The organism is Synergistota bacterium (assembly GCA_021159885.1).
Classification (GTDB): Bacteria; Synergistota; GBS-1; order GBS-1; family GBS-1; genus AUK310.
This window is the reverse complement of the sequence record JAGHDO010000003.1, coordinates 1-19,021: the sequence shown is the minus strand read 5'-3', so window position 1 is coordinate 19,021 and position 19,021 is coordinate 1. Positions and strand designations below refer to the sequence as shown.

Sequence of the window (19,021 nt, the reverse complement as noted above, 5' to 3'; positions counted from 1 at the left end):
GGCAAGGAAGTGATAGTCGCTATTATAAATAATCCTGCCCATCCCTTGGTCACCCCAACGCTTTCTGCCCATCTTTCGGTAACGCCAACCAAAGACACTCCTCCGATTACCACTCCAGCAGATGCTATAACGAAAATAAGTAACCATAGAAGCATCTTTTTCTCTCAGGAGCTCCTACACGATTCCCAATCCTTAAGAAACCTCTCTATTCCTATATCAGTCAGGGGATGAACAAACATCTGCTTTAAAACCTTAAATGGAAGCGTAGCTATATGAGCACCAGCCAAGGCACACTCCCTAACATGCCTCGTGTGTCTTATGCTGGCAGCTATAATTTGCGTTTCTATATCCCCTCTTTTGAATGCAGATACTATTTCAGCCACAAGCTCAACTCCATCCCCACCGATATCATCAAGCCTACCGATAAATGGACTAACATAGGTAGCTCCAGCGTTAGCTGCAAGGAGAGCTTGCTCTAAGGAAAAAACAAGAGTTACATTGGTTTTTATGCCTTCCTTTGATAGAATAGAAACCGCTTTCATGCCTTCAGGAGTCATCGGTATTTTTATAACAACATGCTCACCTAAAGACGCAAGCACTCTTGCTTCTTGGACCATTCCATCTGCCTCGAGGCTGAGAACCTCCGCGCTTACAGGACCTTTTACCAGATCACATATCTTCTTAACAAGAGAATGAAAATCCCACCCCTTTTCTCTGCTAACCAGAGTGGGGTTAGTTGTCACCCCCGAGATGACGCCCCAGCTTACCGCCTGCTTTATCTCCTCAAGATTAGCCGTATCCAGAAATAGCTTCATTCTACATCCTCCCCTCCGATCCAAAGGCTTTTATTTTCTCCCTCACCACTTCCTTTACAGCTTCCTTAGCAGGTCCCAATATCTTGCGGGGATCTATTTGATCCCTTTCCGAGAGTATTATTTCCTCAACCTTTTTTCTAAAAGCTATTCTTAAATCAGTATCAATGTTAACCTTGCATATCCCAAGAGAAACGGCTTTCTTAACATCATCTAAGGGAACCCCAGAAGCTCCATGAAGAACGAGAGGGACACTCACTTTTTCTCTTATCTCAGAAAGCCTCTTAAAGTCAAGCTTAGGCTTACCCTTATATATGCCGTGAGCGGTTCCTATAGCGACAGCCAAGGAATCTACATTGGTTAATTCAACAAATTTTAAGGCTTCTTCCGGATCCGTAAATACAGCTTCCGTTTCGGCAACCTTAATATGCTCCTCCGTTCCCATTATCTTACCAAGCTCAGCCTCTACCGATACGCCAACAGCATGTGCTATTCTAACCACTTCCTTCGTTATTCTCGCATTTTCATCAAAAGGCTTCTTAGAGGCATCTATCATTACCGAAGTAAAACCTATCCTTATAGCGGAAACCACAGCATCAAAGTGAGACCCATGATCGAGATGCATGGCAACAGGCACCTTAACCTTGGGCAGAACCTCCCTAACTATGCCCTCCAAGAAAGAGAGCCCCATATATTTCATGCCACCTTCGCTGACCTGGAGCATAACAGGCGAATTAAGTTCCTCAGCTACCTCTATTATAGCTTGAAGAAATTCAAGGTTATTAAAATTAAAAGCTCCTACCGCATACCCGCCCTCTTGCGCTCTTTTCAAGATAATAGCTCCTGTAGTTAAGCCCATCTTTTGATCTCCTCCTTTAGCATATCCTTTACTTCCTTGGGTGTTGCTGGCTCCAACCCCAAGGAGGTCGACAAACTTAAGACGCTTTCCAAAATCTCTTCATTTCCTATCTCACTATTCCTTTCCTCAAGATCTTCCAGACCAATTCGAATATTTCCTCCAAGATCAAGAGCCATTGCCCAAAGCGTTTTAGATACACTCCCAAGCCCATTTATAAACCATACGCTGTTAGGAGGAAGCTGCTTTACCATGAAGATAAGATTTTCGGGAGTCGCCGGGAAGAGACGATCACTAAATGTCAAGGTAAATATGTAAGGGGGATTCAGCTTCTCTTCCTCGATTAGCTTCCTTGTATAAAAGATCATAGATGGGGAGAAAACCTTGAATACAACCATGGCGGGCGTTTCAGCCACCGTCTGAAGCAAAAATGATATATAATCACGCGGATTATAAATAACCTCCCCATTCACATTAAGGGATCCTGGGATGATTTCAACAAAGTCTGGATTCAAAACTAAGGTGGAAATTCTATCCTCAACACTATGCTCCAGGGTTCCCCACGTTGGGAACTCTACCAAGAGATCACTTCTCTCCCTAATCCACGTTATCATTTGGCTATAGGGCTCTATATCATAAATCACCCTTTGATCATCCCTTGTAGCCTTGAGGTGAACGATAGAAACGCCTTTAACTCTGCATCTGACCGCTTCCTCCACCACTTGAGATGGAGAAAACTCCCTTCCTTTCCTGACCGGGGCAAGCATTAATATAAAACGCTTCGTCAATTAGCTTTCACCTCCATCTATAGAAAACTTAAGCGTTTTTATTACCTTGCCTTTATACATCATCCTAACCTCATAGTTCCCCTGCGGAAGAGGATCCCCAGATGATAGAAATAGATAAAACGCTCTAACACCTTCCTTATCTTTCAGATAGTAATTCTTTTGATAGATGAAGTATCCATGATAGTACCATCTTACCCTGAGTAGCGCAACTGCTGAATCAGAGTAGCTATATTTAAACCACAAACATACCATCTTTATACCGTAATTGAAATGATTACCTATCTTTATAGGCTCAAGGTTTTCTGTTACATCAGAGCATATATACGCTTCTTCTATCTTAAGATTCCCAGTATAATAGTAGGTTCTCCATTTACTGAGCCCCGTGCAGGAGGTTAAAAAAACGGAGAGCAATAGAATCAAAACTTGAAAGACTAATCTCTTACGCAACTCTCTATTTCCCTTAATTTCTCTCTCAAGACCTCTTGAGATAGACCATCAACAGTAGCCGTTGGCTCAACACGAACTCCATCTATAGCTCCAGCTTCTACCGCACACTTTATCAACTCTATCTCCTCGCCAGGATCAGGTAGGAGATCAGGAATACCGTTAAGCTTTGAGATACCAGCTAAAAGTGCATAAGCTCCCCAGTTAGATATACCGCTTACTACAAGATAATCGGTACTTACTATAGTAGAGATTTTAGCACCCCTCGGAAGCTTCTCTAAAATCTGGGGTCTAATCTTTCCCATTCCTATCTCATTCCCCCCATCACCGATACCGATCGTGGGAACACCTCTTCTCTTTGCCTCGAGAAAAAACTCATCTAACGGAGAGGTATAAGGAGAAACATCTTCTCCCCTATAACTATAATATCTACCATCTATTGACCTTCCCGGTCTTTCTACAGATATGAGCAAGTCAAACTTCTCTTTCCAGAAAGCTGAAATTAGCTCTCCCCCGAAGATTATCGGAATGTTAAAGAGAGGTATATTTATTTTTAAAAAGCTTAATCCCGCCTTGATAACCTTGTAATGAGGGAAATCCGTCCATATCGAAGCGTCTTTACCTGCTCTCAATAAGCCTCTCGCAAGAAAAAGCGCTCCTATAGGACCATCCGTCTCCCCTTTAAGCTCTCTACGAATTATAAATCCCGTGAAAATAGCGATCTTCTTTGCCTCGCTAAGCGTTTCAACGGCACCTTTAAGATCATCAGCAGAGGATAGAAATTGTATCCCCCTCTTTCCAACATCCTCAGAAACGATACCGTTAAGGGTTTTCCAAAAGCTTAACATTATCGACTCCCTCTTCCCCCATAGAAATCTGCTATGTTTTCTACTACATATTCCTGTGCCCTCTTCTCAAGCTCAGGATACATGGGGAGGGCTAAGACCTCATCGCATAGCCTTTCTGCAACCGGACAGTAGCCTTTTTCGTATCCCCAAGCTTTAAAGCACGGCTGCAGGTGCAATGGAATGGGGTAATAGATTTGAGTATCGATTCCCCTTTCGGCAAGATAAGACCTCAGCTTATCTCTTTCTTTAACCCTAATCACATACTGATGATAAACGTGATAGTTTCCCTCTAACTCAACGGGAGGTTGAACAAATTCTCCCAACGAGGCTTCCTTAAAGAGGTAATTATAGTATTTAGCTCTCTCCCTTCTTTCCTCATTCCATTTATCTATATACTTTAGCTTAACGCGAAGAATAGCAGCTTGAATCTCATCAAGCCTGCTATTTATACCCAAAAGATCATGATAGTATCTTTTGGAGCTACCGTGAACCCTGAGCTTCCTCACCAGCTCTGCAAGATGATCATCATCCGTCAATATAGCCCCTCCATCTCCATAGCCCCCAAGATTCTTAGAAGGGAAAAAGGAAAGACAATTTAAAGAGCCAAAAGATCCTGCCTTTCTCCCCTTAAATGCAGAACCTATAGCTTGAGCCACATCTTCAACTACAGGAATTCCTCTTTCACGAGATATTTCCATGATCTTATCCATTTCCACAGGTTGACCAAATATATGTACAGGAACTAACGCTTTAACCTGAGGAGTCAACCTCTCCCTTACCGAAGATATATCTAAGTTATAAGTATCCTCTCTAACATCAGCAAAAATCACTCTAATTCCCAAGCGAGCGGCTGAGCTTGCCGTCGCAAAAAAAGTAAAAGGCGATGTTATAATCTCATCCCCTTCTCCTAACCCTAAAGCCATGTATGACAGCAAAAGCGCATCACTTCCTGAAGCAACCCCTATAGCATGCTTAACGCCTATATAACTTGAAAGTTCTTTCTCAAGCTTAAAAACGTTCTCTCCAAGTATAAACCTCTGACTTTCCAAAACCGAGTATAAAGCTTTATCTATCTCCTCTTTTATACGTGCATATTGGGCCTTCAGATCAAGAAGAGGTACTCTCACCACGTTTTCCCCCTTCCTAAAGAAGACGCTTTAACCTCGGGTTCTTAGACCTACCAGGGATCCTCCCCCTTTTAGCAAGAGGCTTTCCCATTACCTCTTTAAGATCCATGGTCATGTCTATTGGAACACCATGAACTATGTAGCTTCCAACTCCAAAGCCATCTACAGGCGCATCTCTAAAAGCGTGGATTTTATCAGGATTTAAACCTCCGGAAACGAATATCTTAACCCGCTTAAATCCAGCAAGATCAAGCCTTGCCCTAACCTCCTTAACCAAATCAAGGGTAACTCCTCCCCTTTCATCAGGGGTATCCAGCCTCACTCCTAAAAGCTTTTCTCTGAGAAGCTTGGCAACTCTTATAGACTCTTCCGCTTCATCCTTAAAAGTATCAACGAGAACTATACGAGGCTCCTCATCTGGCATAACCTCATCATACGCACGAGCAAAAACCAACGTATCCCCAGCTATCAATATTGCAGCATGAGGTATTGTACCCGTAGGTTCTCTTCCCAAAAGCTTTGCCCCAAGAATACAGCTTGCTGCATCAGCTCCTCCTATCAAAGCAGCTCTTTCCATAACCGGCGCTACCGCAGGATGAACATGTCTTGCCCCAAAACACAGAAGCATTTTATCACCAGCTGCTTTCTTACACTCCCTCGCAGCCGATGCCCAACTCGAGGCGCTCGCGAGCATGCCTAATATCACAGTTTCAAGCGGGCCAAACTCCTCATAGGGGCCCTCTATCTGCATAATTATCTCTTTTTTTTCGAATTCCTCTCCTTCCTCGAGCCCCCATACCTTAATATCTTTCTTGTTCTCAAGAAGTCTTAAAACCTCCTCGACTCCAGCCATGACTCCATCTCGCCGGGGAAATATATCAGCGACAACGTTAACCCTTTCAAGCCCAAGGTGCCTCAGAACCTCTATTGTCTTTATAAAATATATATCCGTCGTTAAGCCATTTCTGATCTCCTCATGGGTAGCGGAATGAAATCTCTTATCACCAAGCTTAATGCTCCTAACGTCATCCAAGTTCCTTATCATTTTAAGTCCTCACCTTTCCAGAGCTTATCGCATGTTACCTATAAAAAGCCATAAGAAAAGCGGTAAACATAAAAGCAGCTCCCAAAGCCGCTGTTACCTTAGTAAGAAGAGGAAGCTTTTTCCTCTGTCCACCACTCATATCAGCAATGGTTCCTCCACCAAATATACCAGAGAAGTGTGAGCTTTTTCTTCCCTGAACCATAACTGCAAATATTAATGCAACTGCTAGAAAAATGTGAGCCACAACTACTATAGTTTTCAAGCTATATCCCTCCCTTCTTCAAAAGAGAAATTTTATCGTATCTATAAAAGCAGATATACCCCAAATACATCCTAACCCTCCAACTACTACAGCGAGAACGCGCCAGAAGATAGAAGCAGAAGATTTGCGAGATTCCCCTTCCTCTTCGATTTCTTCCTCCAATATATCTGCCTTATCCCAAAAAATAAAAGCTATAATAGCAGCTATAAGGGCAATTCCTCCACCAGCCACAAGAGCAAGAAGAATCTTTCCCAAATAAGCACCAAGATCCCAGAAGAAGAACTTCATGATGCTTTACCCCCTTTCAATTTACGCATTGCTTCATCAATGGTTTCTACATACTTGGTTGCCATATCCCTTACGCCAGTGAAAAGAAGCGCGTATGCCTCAAACTCCTTCTTCTCGGCTTCCTCCTCAGGCAGGTCTCGCAAGCGCTCAATCCCCCTATTAAAAGCCAAAATATATGGAAGGAATCCTTCTTCTATAAAGGGATATCGCTTAAAGAGCGCTTTTAACCTATCCTCTCCTTCTCTAACTTCCTCGTTTATTTTACCACAAGATTTTTCGAGGATAGAAATTTTATCACTGCATAACTCAATTACCTCCTTCATCACTGCCATCAGCGAGGAAAGCTTTTCTTCCATCTCTTTTGAAAGCCTTTCAGGACTTTTCCTATTTCTCCAATTCTTTCCTAAAATTTCCAGGGGCTTAAAAGTCCCCTTTAAAAGGGTATGAGATACCTCCACAAAGCTCTTTATATCTGCTCCTTCCCTTAATATCCCCCCTTCAGTAGCGTTTATGAAAACTCCCCTAACTTTTTTAAAAAACTGTTTTAACCAATCTCGATAGCTTAACATATTTCTAGCGGTATATGTTTCTCTACCCCAGATGTCTTTTTCTCTGATAAGGTTAAATCTTCCAGGGTCAACATCATTAGGGGAAGTTTCATCAACCCAAGTATATGAAGCATATCTTTTTAAACCCGTATAAGCCAAATCCTGCCCCAGCAAAATTATGGGCCTACATCCAAGCTCAACCGCTAAGCTAACGGCAACCGTTGAAACTGATCCCCACACGGTCAACTTTCCAAATTCTCCATAGAAGCTCCTTAACCATCTCATAATCTGAGAACCAAAATCACATATAAATATCCTGCCTCGCCAATAATTAAAAATTAGAGGAGAGACCCTTGGTTCTGCCACTAAATAGATCCCTTCCATCTCCGAAGGTTTAACCATTCTAAAATGATCGAAATTGGCATCTTGGGGATCACCAGCTACAACTATATGAGGATGTATACCCCTAACAATGAGAGGCCTTAAAGCGGTATCAACCGAGATAATCAAGGCTTTGTCTTGAACGTCCGCAAGATAATGGACATTCTTATCAAGAGAGGGACCAGCGCAGACTATAATCGCGGGTTTGCCAGTAAAAGCTCTAAAGATATTCTTGACAGGGGGATTAAAAACCACATACCTTAGGTTAAGCAGAGTATTTTTTTGATCCCTAAAGCTTGTTTGCAAAGCGGTTATAAGATTAACGAGAGAGATCCTTATAGATTCGTTTAACTCCTTTTCCAGCTCAGAAAAGTATGTTGGGAGGAGCCTATAGTAAACAGGGTGCCTGAAGATTTCAAGAGCCTTAAGCTCGACAGGATTAAGGGTCTTCATAATAGCTTCCACAGCTGCTGAGGGATTCAACCCTACTATTAGATTAAGATTTGGATAGGAAAGAAAGCTCTTCCAATTCACAACAGCTAAAACCGCCTTAAAAAGAGATATATCCGGTTCTATCGCATAAACTTTCACCTTTGGGGAAACCCTCTTTAAAATAGAAGGAAGCTGATAACCGCATCCCAGCCCGAAGACAACTACATGAGTTACACCACGCCATCGTACCTTCGACGCTACATCTTCAGCCTCCGCAATTGGATCATGAGCACTATGCAAAAGATATCTCTTTCCATCCTTAGCAAGGACATAAGCTACCAGCGGACCCTTCTTAGAAGGAGAAAACGATACGTAAGGTGCAGGTGGCACCTTTCTAAGCTTCTGAAACAGCTCACGATTTCGATGCTTTATAGCTTGCAGGTTCAGAGAAAGGAGATCCATCAAAAGCCTCCAAAGCTTTAAGCTGTTAGATCAAGAGCAGCTCCTCTATAAGGTATCGGGATTCCAACCCTAACGAGCCTTAAAAGCTTTTCTATTTCGCGGAGCTTTCTTTCAAGCTCCTCAACCTTGCGTTCCCTTTCTCTCAACGTAAGGGTGGGATCCCTTCTTACCCTTTCTATCTTACCCCTTATCCTATTTCTCTTTGCCTGGAGATCCCTTTCAGCACGTTCCTTATTCTTAGGAACGCCAAGCTTATCTATAAGAAGTCTTTTTCCCTTTCTTCTGTATATTATTTTTGCCTCAGATTTCCCCGCTCTCGCAGCGAGAAATGATCCCTCGAAGGCGAGATCAAGCGATATATTCTCATAGATGACTATACCGCCCTCCATCGCAGCTTCTGCTTCGAAACGATGTATATTACCCAGCTCGTGAGCGGTAACGCGAAGCACGCTTTCACTCGCCTTAGCCGGCGCAGCTATACCCATTTCGCCCGGATCAAGCTTGTAATACAGGGTAGGATTCCTTATAACAGAATCTACCCTCATTCAGGGCTCACCTCTCACCCGCGAGTTCACGAGCAAAATCTAAATCAAGCTCGCTCTCATCTAAGACCTCCGTTATAAAAAGCTTTCTATTACCCTCTGCCGTTAAATCTATCCTCACAACCTTTTCCATAGGTTTTCCAAACCGATCGAAAATTATATTAACTTTGGGTCTAAATGGGTTATCCGTAGAAGCTGCAACTCTTCCAATCTCACCTGTACTTAGCCTCACCAAGCTTCCCAACGGATAAATAACCATAACTCTCATCAATGCTTCTACCACTCTCACATCGAAAAGCTCACTTGTATGTGATAATATATATTTCATTGCTTCAAATGGTGAAAGTTTTCTATCACCAAAGTTCGGCGATGTTAATCTTTCAAAAACATCTGCAACCCCAACAATCATTGCCTCTGTAGCTATCTCGTTTCCCCTCAAACCATTTGGATAACCGCTACCATTTTTCCTCTCATGGTGCTCTAAAACTATATTAGCAATGATAGGATGCACATTAGGAATCAAACTCCTTATTATCTTTAACCCCACCTCTGGATGCTCTTTAAAATCATCTTCATCTCTGATTTTCCTTCTCTCCGAAAGTTGAATAAGACCCACATCGTGAAGTATAGCACCTATCCCGATAAGCTCTAACCTCTCACGATCATAACCAAGATAGCCTCCTATAGCCAATGAAGTTACCATCGTGTTAACCGAGTGAGTAAAAAGATATTCCTCTTTTCCCTTAAGATAAGTCGAAATAGCTAAAAGAACATCCTTATTTATGGAAAGGTTCTCAAGCGTATCCAGAACAACCTTCTCTATCTCCTCTCTATTAACCCTCTCATTCTTAGAAAAGCGCCTTAATATCCTCTTTGAGTGCTCAACTGCTTGCCTATGTGCTTCCCTAAATACCTCTTTTAGGATCTTTTCCTCCTCAAGCTCTCTCTCAAGCTCATCATAGCCTTCTACCAAAACCTCGACTATTCTCCATTCATGAAGCCTATCTATATCCTCCTCAGTTAAAACTTTCCCCGCCTCTAAAAGAATTTCCCCACTACCTAAATAAACCGGCCAAGCCAGCTTATCCCCTGGCTTTAACTCATCAACATATACCCTCTTCATCCTTGCTCTTCTTCACCACCACTATACATTTGTTCAAAAGCGGTAACCTTAACGTTCTCCTGCTGCAACCCTTTTATGGTCTCCTCTATAGTCTCTTGTTTATTTTCCTTCTTCCTTAGCTCCACGAGAACTATGTGTCTCTTTAAGCAATCCCAACACAATGCCCTACCTACTTTTTGAAGGGTATATTCCCTCTCCAGCGCGGATATCACCTTTCCACACTCCTGACAGAAGTAGACCTTTTCCTCCATAATCAATTACCTCCTTCAGAAAATATTATAACACAGCCCTTACTCCTTATTAATAGCGAATTCAACCGCCATTTTCGCAAGGGCGAGGGTGGAATCGATTAAGAAGACTCCCTCTACCTCCTCTCTCTCAAATAGCAAAGGGAGCTCCGTACATCCCAGAATTACAGCCTTTACTCCCTGCGCCATCATTTCACGAAGAGGTTCCTTAATCCATTCTCTTGCCTTATCAAGCTGTCCAGCTTTAACGCCATCATAAATGCTTTTCATAACGAGCCTCTGCCCCTCTGCAGAGGGGCACAAAGGAACGTAGTTGCGTTTTTCCAAGGCGTTATGATATAGTCCTACTTTTAAAGTTCCATCAGTGGCAAGAAGTCCGATCTTCGCCGGGGGAAGTACTCTTGCTTCGATTTCCCTGCAAACTGCCTCAATCATGCTCAAAAACTTAAGCCCACTTTCTTTGACGAGCCTGTCCAGAAAGTAGTGAGCAGTATTACATGGCATAATGGCAAAATCTACTCCTGCTTTCTTAAGGTTGAGAGCCGTTTTAAGCAAGGCGGGGAAAGGATCTTCCCCGCCCCCCAGTATATATGCCGTTCTGTCTGGAATTTTAGGATTAGAATCTATAATAACTCGCAAGTGGTCCTGATCCCTGCTTGCCGGAGTGAGTTTTATTATTTTCAAAAATAGATCTGCTGTCGCTTCGGGACCCATACCCCCGAGGATACCTATTATCTTACCTCCACTTTGACTCATCCACTTCCCTCTCCGACTTACTAACTATAACGGTACCAGTGAGGTCTCCGGTCACATTAACCATCGTTCTACCCATATCAAGAATCGCATCGATACCGAGTATCATAGCGTAAGCCATCGCTGCAGCACTTCCCTCGGTAAGCTTAACACCTATGGAATCAAGAACCATAAGCAACATTATCGCTCCTGCTCCAGGAACACCCGCAGTTCCTATGGAAGCCAAAACAGCGGTAACTATAATCACTATCTGCTGGGATAAAGCAAGCTTTAACCCAATAGCGTTAGCCACAAACAAAGCGCAAACTCCTTGATATAACGCCGTTCCATCCATATTAACCGTAGCTCCAAGAGGAAGCGTAAAGGAATAAATCCCAACCGGAAGACCCATCTCCTCACGCGCAACTGTCATCGTTACCGGCAAAGTACCACTACTGCTTCTCGTAACGAATGCAGTTAGCATTGCCTCCTTGGCTTTGGAAAGGAACTTAAATAATCCTACACCAAAAATTCTAAGAAAGCTTCCATATACCAAGAATATGTGTATGAACAATCCCAAGTAAACAGCAAGAATAACTATCAACAGTGGTCCAGCAGCTTTAGCTCCCTGCTTTCCAAACACTATACCTACAAGAGCAAAAACCCCTATAGGAGCGTATTGAAGAACACCTGCAACTATTTTATAGATAGCATTTGCAAGCCCATCGAATACCCTTATAGCGGTCTCAGCAGATGTCTTTATGCCCTCCTGTTTACTCATTTTAAGAAGCGAAAGGGCTATCCCCAAAACTATGGCGAAAAATATCGTCGGAAGAACTTGCCCTTTAGCAAGCGCTGCGAAAGGATTCTTCGGTACTATTTCAAGAAGCACCTTCGTTAAAGAAGGCGGTGTTTTAGATAAAGCCTTTCCCGTTATGCCGGCTAACTTGAGCCCAGCTCCTGGATGAAAGAGGTTTCCCATGAGCAAACCTATAGCAACCGCACAAGCCGACGTAAAGAGATAGTAAAGAATAATCTTAACGCCAACCCTACCAAGCCTCGCTGGCTCAATGCTCGCAGCTCCTACTACAAGCGAGAAGAATACAACCGGCATAACGATCATTTTCAACAGTCTCATAAAAAGATCACCAAGGGGCTTTAGAACAACCATCTGAGGTCCAACTAAAAGGCCGATGATCACACCAGCAACAAGACCGATGAGTATCTTCGTTAGAACGCTGATCTCAAGATACCGCCGCCACATGCTCAAATCCCCCCCCGAAAAGGCTTTGCCAAATAAAATTATAAACCCTTTTCGGGAAGGAAACAAGCACAAAGAAAAAGGGGCAAAGGAGAGGGGAGCTCCCCCTTTACCCCTCAGCGTATCCTAAAACAGCATCTGCCATTCTTAGCCTAAGACTATGCATCGTGCTCTTATAAGAGGAAATTGCTATGAGTCTATCGGTGTTGTTCAATTTAATCGATACTGATCTATAAGAGAGATCCAATTTGAAGATACCTGCCTCTTTAAGAGAGCGGATTTCAAACGGCTCAACCTTCCTGTCTCCGTTTAAATCCTGAAAAATATAAAGGAGCTTGTAGACTGGATCCTCCGGAGATATAGCATTATCCTTGTTAAAATCAAGAGTTTTTAACATCTCGAACCCATTTTTAAACCCCCATTGATCTCCTATGAGCTCCCAGCCATTATCAAGAAACCGGTTCATGTTAAGATCGAGAAAGAGAAATGCATCATCGCCCTCCACAAAGCTGACTTTCTCCTTACGCCCATCTCCATCGATATCAAATTCCGCTGGGTTTTTAAGACCTGTGAGCTTTATGCCATCTCCCTTCATATCAAGCACTATGGGATCCATTTTCTTCACTGCTTTGACCTCTCTTCTGTAATCTATCTTCAGTTTAAGAAGCAATCTCGTTGAAATTACGTCTCCACTATCATCCTGTTTCTCAACCACGCCTATCTTGAGGTCAAGCTTGAAGGAGAGAGACTCTACCATAGCAGCTGAACTTTCAGATACCGGTGCTTTCTTATCCGATTTCACAGCCTGATCGACAAGATCCAAGAAATCATCCACCATCTCAGGAGCGACCTCTTTGAGAAAACTAACCATTGTTAGGAAATCACGCGCCAGCTTGGGATCCTTAAGGCGCAAGGTGTCATACAGCGAGGCAACCCTATCCTCCCGAGGATTTCCTTTGAGAGCCAATACCTCCTCATACCTCAGAGATGCTCTCAGCGAGGATACGCTTAAAGCCTCCATGCTTTTCCCCTCCCCTTCCCTGGGAATAGTATTATTTAAGTTTTCCTCAATTATTTATCGGCTCACGAATAGAGAAGGTTTAGAGAAAAAGAGGAACAAAGGAAAAGCTTCTTACATCCACTATTCCTCGATCCGTTATCCTTATCTCTGGTATAACGGGAAGCTGAACAAAGGAAAGAGTCATAAATGGATCATCGAGCTTTGAGCCAAGCTCCTTAGTTATCCTCTTGAGATTTCTTACCTCCCTTGCCACCGTTTCCATGCTCTTAACGGACATCAATCCTCCTATGGGAAGGGGAAGTTTCCCCAAGACTTTTCCACCGCTTACGACAACTAAGCCTCCTCCAATAGATATCACCTCGTTGGCTGCAAGAACCATATCATTAAGATCAGCACCGACCACGCACAGGTTATGAGAATCGTGACCAACAGAGGTAGCTATAGCACCCCTTTTAAGCCCAAGCCCTTTGAGAAAGCCCTTAGATATTATTTTCTGTGGCTTATGCCTATTTATTATCGCTATCTCAAGAAGGTCTCTCTCAACATCAGGCAGAAGGAAACCATCTCCCTTAGCTTCAACCTTTTCCACACGCCCCTCGGTATATATGCTTCTGCTTTTTAAGCCTATAACTCGAATTCTTTCTCCATTGGCTTTTACTAATAAATCATCCTGAGAAATCAGGGGACATTTAAAGGAAGCTTCAACCGCAAATGAGGAACAGGGAGCCCCTACTATATCCACTTTGAGCTCTCCATCCTCTGCTACCAAAACAGCATCCTTTATCACTATTCTTGGTTTAAAATCATATAAATCGTCAACGACGACCATATCTGCTTTGTATCCCGGTGCTATAGCCCCCATGCTCCTGAGATTGTAGTGCCTCGCAGTATTTATAGTGGCAGCCCTTATTGCCATAACTGGCGGGACTCCTCTTTGTATAGATCTTCTAACCATATAATCTATATGTCCCTCCTCAAGAATATCATCCGGATGCTTATCATCGGTGCAAAATGAAATAAAATAATGGTTCATTTCATTAAAGAGAGGTATTAAATCATCCAGGTTGCGAGCTGCGCTACCCTCCCTTATTAATATCTGCATACCTCTTGCAAGTTTCTCCCTCGCCTCCTCAAGAGTAGCACACTCGTGATCCGATCTTATAAAAGCACATATATAAGCGTTCAAATCCTTCCCACTTAAGGAAGGACAGTGGCCATCTATCTTTTTATATTTATGCCTTAAAAGCTCTATTTTGGCTATAACGTCCCTTTCGCCCTCTATAACGCCAGGGAAGTTCATAACCTCACCAAGCCCCAGAACACGGGGATGTTTCTCAACGAAGCCTATCATATCCACGACGCTGATTTCTGCCCCACTGCCTTCCATTGAGGTTGCCGGCACGCACGAGGGAATCATGACATATATGTTAAGCGGTATCCCTTCCGTATAATTTAATATGTACTCCACCCCCTTTAACCCAGCGACATTTGCTATCTCATGCGGATCAGCAATTACAGTGGTAGTTCCTCTGATTAGAACCGCTCTCGCGAACTGAACCGGATCCACCATCGAACTCTCTATATGAACGTGAGCATCTATCAAACCAGGAACGAGATACGATCCCTTCAGATCTATAACTCTTTTCCCCTCGGTATACCCCTTTCCAAGCCCCGCTATCCTTTTTCGGAAAATAGCAACGTTAGTTTTCTCAATCTCTCCCGAGAAGACGTTAACCACCTTAGCATTCTTTAGAAGAAGATCTGCAGGAACTTTCCCCCTCGCAACGGGAAGAATATCCTCTATCCTCATAAAAGGCTCACCTTCTAAGGCATTAGAGCGCTAAGCTGATATTCTATCTCCTTAACTACAATATCTACGATTTCCTCCACCGGATATAACTTTACTTCTTTGGTTCTCCTCCATTTTAACTCAACCATACCATCATTAAGAGCCTCTCCAACGGTGACTCTCAAGGGGAAACCTATCAAATCAGCATCTTTAAACTTAACTCCAGGACTCTCATCCCTGTCATCTATAACAACTTCCACACCACGATCCTTTAAGGAATTATAAATCTCATTAGCTACTTTCATCTGATTTTCATTGCTATATTCAACTGGAAGGACAATGACATGATAGGGAGCTATAGACATAGGCCATATAATTCCATCTTCGTCATGATTCTGCTCTATGGCAGCAGCCATCGTTCTCCCAACGCCTATCCCATAACAACCCATATAGTAGTACTTTTCCTTACCATCTCTATCCACGAATTTAGCTTCCATTGCCTTGCTATACTTTAACCCCAGCTTAAATATATGTCCCACCTCGATACCTCTTGTGGATTTTAGCTCAGAACCACATCTGACACATTTGTCGCCCGGTTTAACTAACCTTATATCAACCACTTCCTTAACATCGAAATCTCTGCCCGGATTTACGTTAACGAAGTGATAATCTTCTTCTCCTGCTCCAGCCACAGCATTCTTAAGCCTCTCAACCGTAGGATCTATTATGATACGAACCCCCCTGAGATTCACGGGACCCACAAAGCCAATTTTTCCACCACAAACTTTGCTAATTTCTTCCTCACGCGCAAGATTAAGATATAAACAACCTAAGTAGTTCTTTAGCTTCGTTTCGTTCACATCGTAATCTCCACGGACTAAAGCAGCAACAATCTCCCATTCGTCTTTACTATAAATAGCTTCATAGAACAAAGTCTTTATAGTTCTTCTCTTTTCAACACCAAGAAAATCTGCCACTTCTTCTATGGTCTTAGTTCCAGGAGTGTGAACTTTCTTGAGCTCCTTTTCCTCCTCGTTCGCGGAGAAATCAATATCCGGAACTATGCTCGAAGCCTGATTGCTATTTGCCGCATAATCGCAGTTATCACAGTAAACTATTTCCTCCTCACCCGTCTTGGCAAGAACCATGAACTCTTGAGAGCCCGTTCCACCTATAGCTCCAGGATCAGCATCCACGATCTTAAAAGCAAGCCCACATCTCTTAAATATCCTGCAATAAGCATCATACATCGCATCGTAAGACCTATTCATGCCTTCTTCATCCCTATCAAAGCTATATAAATCTTTCATTAAAAACTCTTTTGCTCTCATAACGCCAAACCGAGGCCTTATTTCATCTCTGAATTTCGTCTGAATCTGATAGAGAAGCAACGGTAGCTCCCTGTAAGAGCGAACATTTTCCTTGACAAGCGTCGTTATTACTTCCTCATGCGTGGGGCCTAAACAAAATTCCCTTCCGTTTCTATCGGTTAATCTCATGAGCTCCGGACCATAGATATCCCATCTTCCGCTCGTTTTCCAAAGCTCAGCAGGCTGAAGGGCAGGCATAAAGAGCTCCTGACTTCCCTTGGCATCTAACTCTTCCCTTATTATCTGCTCTATCTTTCTTATAACTCTATAGCCAAGCGGGAGAAAATTATATATGCCCGCTGCTACTTTTCTTATCATTCCCGCACGGAGCATTAGCTTGTGGCTTACGGTTTCAGCCTCAGCGGGATCCTCCCTCAAAGTCGGAATGAACATCATGCTCATTCTCATTACTATCTACCTCCTCCTTTATAAGTTCTAATAACCTATCTATTAGAAATGGCTCTTCCACCCTCTCGATTACTCTGCCTTTCCTAAAGATCACCCCCTTTTTCTTCCCACCAGCTATGCCTATATCTGCATTTCGAGCCTCTCCAGGACCGTTAACAATACACCCCATTACCGCAATTCTTATGGGTTTCGTTATAGATCTTGTTCTCTTCCTTACCTCCTCAACCAAGCTCTCAAGATCTATTTCACATCTTCCGCATCTTGGACAGGAAATTATCTCAACACCTCTTTTTCTTAAATTCAGCGCTTTCAGTATTTCATAAGCTACCTCCACTTCTTTAACCGGGTCTCCTGTTAAAGAAACCCTTACCGTATCGCCTATCCCTTCTGATAAAAGGATACCAAGTCCAACTGCGGATTTTATTGCTCCTTCCCAAAGTGGACCCGCCTCAGTTATACCTATGTGAAGAGGATAATCTGTAGTCTGCGCTATTATCCTATAAGCCTTTACTGTAGTTTCGACATCTGAAGCCTTAAGAGATATTTTTATTCCTCTTAACCCCCCGCTTTCAAGGAGCTCCACGCTATCCAAAGCCATATTTACCATAGCCCACGCAGGGTCTTTATATTTGCTTAAATCTTCCTCAGAAACGCTTCCGAGGTTCACCCCTACCCTCACAACTTTCCCTAAATCGGAAGCAACTTTGGCAATTTCCTTGAAAAACTCACGCCTCACCATATTTCCAGGATTTATCCTAACGCCATCAGCACCCCAGAGCAGCGCTTTAACCGCCAAATCAGGAACATAGTGCACATCTGCAACGATTGGAATCTCCAAGGATTTCTTAAGCTGGCTGAGCTTCTCAAGTTGATCCTCAGAATAAAGAGCAACCCTTAAAATCTCGCAACCCGCATTGATGAGAGAGCGGGCTTCCGAAAGACATTTCTCAAGGTTCATTAAAGAGTATCTTAACATGCTTTGAACACGTATGGGAGCCCCTCCACCGATAGAAACTCCTCCAAGATATATGGTTCTTGAGCTCGGCAACTTCCTCCTCACCTCATACTAACTATATCATGATAGGTTATTAATATCATAAGCGTTATGAGAATAAGAAAACCTATATAGTGTATCGTGCTTTCATATTTCGGGTTTAATCGTCTTCTAAATATTATCTCGAAAAGGATAAAAATCAGCCTTCCTCCATCCAGAGCAGGTAGAGGGAATAGATTTATAAAAGCGAGATTCACGCTTATCAGCCCAGTGAAAGAACATAAGCTGACCCATCCGCCTTTAGCAGCCTGTCCTGCAAGCTGAGCTACCGCAACCGGTCCTCTTATGTCCAGCTTTTCCTTTCTCAATATCATTCTTCCAATAGCAACAAGCATAAGATAACTAACCCCAAGCGTATACTTCGTAGAGTAATATAAAGCCCCTATAGGATTAAACCTTTCAACCCATGGTGTTATTCCTATTAATCCTACTTTAAGCTTTGGATTATACTCTGGAACCACATCCACCGTTATTTCCCTACCGTCCCTCAGAACGAGGAGTTTCAGTCTTTTTCCAGCGCTTGCGTGTATTATTTTCGCGAGTTCCTCCCAGCGGGTGACCTTAACACTACCTATCATAACTATCTCATCTCCCGGCTTAAGCCCCGCTTTTTCAGCCGGTGCACCCGCTATAACCGTTCCAATTCTGCAAGTTGCAAGATCAGGATACCCTCTAACTGTAAATATTAAGAAGAACATTAAAACCGCAAGAACAAAATTCATGAGCGGTCCCGCAGCTATAACCTTAAGGCGAGACCAAGCCGAACTATCAAGAAAACTACCTTCTCCCTTCTCTTCTGGAGTTTCACCGTATAACCTTACGAAGCCCCCCAAGGGAAGCAATCTAAAAGAGTATATAGTGTCTTTCCTTATCTTGGAAAAAACCGGAGGACCAAAGCCTATCGCGAATTCCTTAACTTTTATTCCCTCAAGCCTCGCCATCAGGAAATGTCCAAACTCATGAAAGAAAACGACTATACCGATAACAAAGAGAAACGCTAAAATCGTGGTCATTCCAGAACCCCCTGAAGAAATCCACGCGTTTCAGCATCCCAGAAATATATATCCTCGGGTGATGAGAGCTCCTCTATCGGGAAGTGAAACAGCGCTCTTCTTATAATCTTATATATATCGTCAAAGCATATTTTCCCTGACAGAAAGAGAGAAACCGCCACCTCATC

At 43.0% G+C, this 19,021-nt stretch carries 21 protein-coding genes; all 21 read right to left on the bottom strand.

The features are described from left to right. Window positions 1–164 precede the first annotated feature (164 nt). On the bottom strand, window positions 165–815 hold the full coding sequence (gene fsa, locus J7M13_00170; protein ID MCD6362411.1) for a fructose-6-phosphate aldolase: 651 nt from the start codon (window positions 813–815) through the stop codon (window positions 165–167). Between the two features lies 1 nt (window position 816). Next, complete coding sequence (locus tag J7M13_00165; protein ID MCD6362410.1) at window positions 817–1,671, bottom strand: class II fructose-1,6-bisphosphate aldolase; 855 nt, start codon at window positions 1,669–1,671, stop codon at window positions 817–819. Then, window positions 1,662–2,456, bottom strand: coding sequence for a 3-keto-5-aminohexanoate cleavage protein (locus J7M13_00160; GenBank protein ID MCD6362409.1), 795 nt, complete (start codon window positions 2,454–2,456; stop codon window positions 1,662–1,664). The genes J7M13_00165 and J7M13_00160 overlap by 10 nt, the downstream gene beginning before the upstream one ends. Continuing rightward, a complete protein-coding gene (locus J7M13_00155) occupies window positions 2,457–2,903 on the bottom strand; it encodes a hypothetical protein (GenBank protein ID MCD6362408.1) in 447 nt (148 codons plus the stop codon). Next, window positions 2,888–3,748 carry a DUF4392 domain-containing protein gene (locus J7M13_00150; GenBank protein ID MCD6362407.1) on the bottom strand — a complete coding sequence of 287 codons (861 nt, stop codon included), beginning with the start codon at window positions 3,746–3,748 and terminating at the stop codon, window positions 2,888–2,890. The genes J7M13_00155 and J7M13_00150 overlap by 16 nt, the downstream gene beginning before the upstream one ends. After that, on the bottom strand, window positions 3,748–4,875 hold the full coding sequence (locus J7M13_00145; protein MCD6362406.1) for a DegT/DnrJ/EryC1/StrS family aminotransferase: 1,128 nt from the start codon (window positions 4,873–4,875) through the stop codon (window positions 3,748–3,750). The genes J7M13_00150 and J7M13_00145 overlap by 1 nt, the downstream gene beginning before the upstream one ends. A 16-nt stretch (window positions 4,876–4,891) precedes the next feature. Then, window positions 4,892–5,920 (bottom strand): nicotinate phosphoribosyltransferase, encoded by a 1,029-nt coding sequence (locus J7M13_00140; protein ID MCD6362405.1) that lies wholly within the window; start codon window positions 5,918–5,920, stop codon window positions 4,892–4,894. 34 nt (window positions 5,921–5,954) lie between these two features. Then, the gene (gene secG, locus J7M13_00135) at window positions 5,955–6,182 is read right to left on the bottom strand and encodes a preprotein translocase subunit SecG (GenBank protein ID MCD6362404.1); all 228 of its coding nucleotides are present in this window, start codon (window positions 6,180–6,182) and stop codon (window positions 5,955–5,957) included. Window positions 6,183–6,200: 18 nt separating this feature from the next. Continuing rightward, the gene (locus tag J7M13_00130) at window positions 6,201–6,470 is read right to left on the bottom strand and encodes a hypothetical protein (protein ID MCD6362403.1); all 270 of its coding nucleotides are present in this window, start codon (window positions 6,468–6,470) and stop codon (window positions 6,201–6,203) included. Then, entirely contained in the window at window positions 6,467–8,293 is a 1,827-nt protein-coding gene (locus J7M13_00125) for a motility associated factor glycosyltransferase family protein (GenBank protein ID MCD6362402.1), read from the bottom strand. The genes J7M13_00130 and J7M13_00125 overlap by 4 nt, the downstream gene beginning before the upstream one ends. 17 nt (window positions 8,294–8,310) lie before the next feature. Then, a complete protein-coding gene (locus J7M13_00120) occupies window positions 8,311–8,838 on the bottom strand; it encodes a hypothetical protein (GenBank protein ID MCD6362401.1) in 528 nt (175 codons plus the stop codon). Window positions 8,839–8,845: 7 nt separating this feature from the next. Further along, the gene (locus J7M13_00115) at window positions 8,846–9,958 is read right to left on the bottom strand and encodes an HD domain-containing protein (GenBank protein ID MCD6362400.1); all 1,113 of its coding nucleotides are present in this window, start codon (window positions 9,956–9,958) and stop codon (window positions 8,846–8,848) included. Then, a complete protein-coding gene (locus tag J7M13_00110) occupies window positions 9,955–10,209 on the bottom strand; it encodes a hypothetical protein (protein MCD6362399.1) in 255 nt (84 codons plus the stop codon). The genes J7M13_00115 and J7M13_00110 overlap by 4 nt, the downstream gene beginning before the upstream one ends. Window positions 10,210–10,248: 39 nt before the next feature. Then, on the bottom strand, window positions 10,249–10,962 hold the full coding sequence (locus J7M13_00105) for an aspartate/glutamate racemase family protein (protein ID MCD6362398.1): 714 nt from the start codon (window positions 10,960–10,962) through the stop codon (window positions 10,249–10,251). Beyond that, window positions 10,943–12,202: a dicarboxylate/amino acid:cation symporter gene (locus J7M13_00100; GenBank protein MCD6362397.1), complete on the bottom strand. Its 1,260-nt coding sequence runs from the start codon at window positions 12,200–12,202 to the stop codon at window positions 10,943–10,945. Before J7M13_00100 ends, J7M13_00105 begins: the two co-directional genes overlap by 20 nt. 106 nt (window positions 12,203–12,308) lie before the next feature. Continuing rightward, window positions 12,309–13,220 carry a hypothetical protein gene (locus tag J7M13_00095; GenBank protein MCD6362396.1) on the bottom strand — a complete coding sequence of 304 codons (912 nt, stop codon included), beginning with the start codon at window positions 13,218–13,220 and terminating at the stop codon, window positions 12,309–12,311. 79 nt (window positions 13,221–13,299) lie between these two features. Further along, window positions 13,300–15,030: an adenine deaminase gene (ade, locus tag J7M13_00090; GenBank protein ID MCD6362395.1), complete on the bottom strand. Its 1,731-nt coding sequence runs from the start codon at window positions 15,028–15,030 to the stop codon at window positions 13,300–13,302. Window positions 15,031–15,044: 14 nt separating this feature from the next. Next, window positions 15,045–16,787, bottom strand: coding sequence for a proline--tRNA ligase (locus tag J7M13_00085; protein ID MCD6362394.1), 1,743 nt, complete (start codon window positions 16,785–16,787; stop codon window positions 15,045–15,047). Then, on the bottom strand, window positions 16,738–17,847 hold the full coding sequence (gene ispG / locus J7M13_00080) for a flavodoxin-dependent (E)-4-hydroxy-3-methylbut-2-enyl-diphosphate synthase (protein ID MCD6362393.1): 1,110 nt from the start codon (window positions 17,845–17,847) through the stop codon (window positions 16,738–16,740). The genes J7M13_00085 and ispG overlap by 50 nt, the downstream gene beginning before the upstream one ends. Beyond that, complete coding sequence (rseP, locus tag J7M13_00075) at window positions 17,844–18,854, bottom strand: RIP metalloprotease RseP (protein ID MCD6362392.1); 1,011 nt, start codon at window positions 18,852–18,854, stop codon at window positions 17,844–17,846. The genes ispG and rseP overlap by 4 nt, the downstream gene beginning before the upstream one ends. Continuing rightward, window positions 18,851–19,021: 1-deoxy-D-xylulose-5-phosphate reductoisomerase (locus J7M13_00070; protein ID MCD6362391.1), on the bottom strand; the 171-nt coding region annotated here is incomplete at its 5' end. The genes J7M13_00070 and rseP, both read right to left, overlap by 4 nt.

Excerpts from the sequence above, each read along its gene's own strand:
- fsa (MCD6362411.1), bottom strand. The coding sequence starts at position 815 with ATGAAGCTATTTCTGGATACGGCTAATCTTGAGGAGATAAAGCAGGCG.
- J7M13_00165 (MCD6362410.1), bottom strand. The coding sequence starts at position 1,671 with ATGGGCTTAACTACAGGAGCTATTATCTTGAAAAGAGCGCAAGAGGGC.
- J7M13_00150 (MCD6362407.1), bottom strand. The coding sequence starts at position 3,748 with ATGTTAAGCTTTTGGAAAACCCTTAACGGTATCGTTTCTGAGGATGTT.
- J7M13_00140 (MCD6362405.1), bottom strand. The coding sequence starts at position 5,920 with ATGATAAGGAACTTGGATGACGTTAGGAGCATTAAGCTTGGTGATAAG.
- J7M13_00130 (MCD6362403.1), bottom strand. The coding sequence starts at position 6,470 with ATGAAGTTCTTCTTCTGGGATCTTGGTGCTTATTTGGGAAAGATTCTT.
- J7M13_00125 (MCD6362402.1), bottom strand. The coding sequence starts at position 8,293 with ATGGATCTCCTTTCTCTGAACCTGCAAGCTATAAAGCATCGAAATCGT.
- J7M13_00120 (MCD6362401.1), bottom strand. The coding sequence starts at position 8,838 with ATGAGGGTAGATTCTGTTATAAGGAATCCTACCCTGTATTACAAGCTT.
- J7M13_00115 (MCD6362400.1), bottom strand. The coding sequence starts at position 9,958 with ATGAAGAGGGTATATGTTGATGAGTTAAAGCCAGGGGATAAGCTGGCT.
- J7M13_00110 (MCD6362399.1), bottom strand. The coding sequence starts at position 10,209 with ATGGAGGAAAAGGTCTACTTCTGTCAGGAGTGTGGAAAGGTGATATCC.
- J7M13_00105 (MCD6362398.1), bottom strand. The coding sequence starts at position 10,962 with ATGAGTCAAAGTGGAGGTAAGATAATAGGTATCCTCGGGGGTATGGGT.
- J7M13_00100 (MCD6362397.1), bottom strand. The coding sequence starts at position 12,202 with ATGTGGCGGCGGTATCTTGAGATCAGCGTTCTAACGAAGATACTCATC.
- J7M13_00095 (MCD6362396.1), bottom strand. The coding sequence starts at position 13,220 with ATGGAGGCTTTAAGCGTATCCTCGCTGAGAGCATCTCTGAGGTATGAG.
- ade (MCD6362395.1), bottom strand. The coding sequence starts at position 15,030 with ATGAGGATAGAGGATATTCTTCCCGTTGCGAGGGGGAAAGTTCCTGCA.
- J7M13_00085 (MCD6362394.1), bottom strand. The coding sequence starts at position 16,787 with ATGAGAATGAGCATGATGTTCATTCCGACTTTGAGGGAGGATCCCGCT.
- rseP (MCD6362392.1), bottom strand. The coding sequence starts at position 18,854 with ATGACCACGATTTTAGCGTTTCTCTTTGTTATCGGTATAGTCGTTTTC.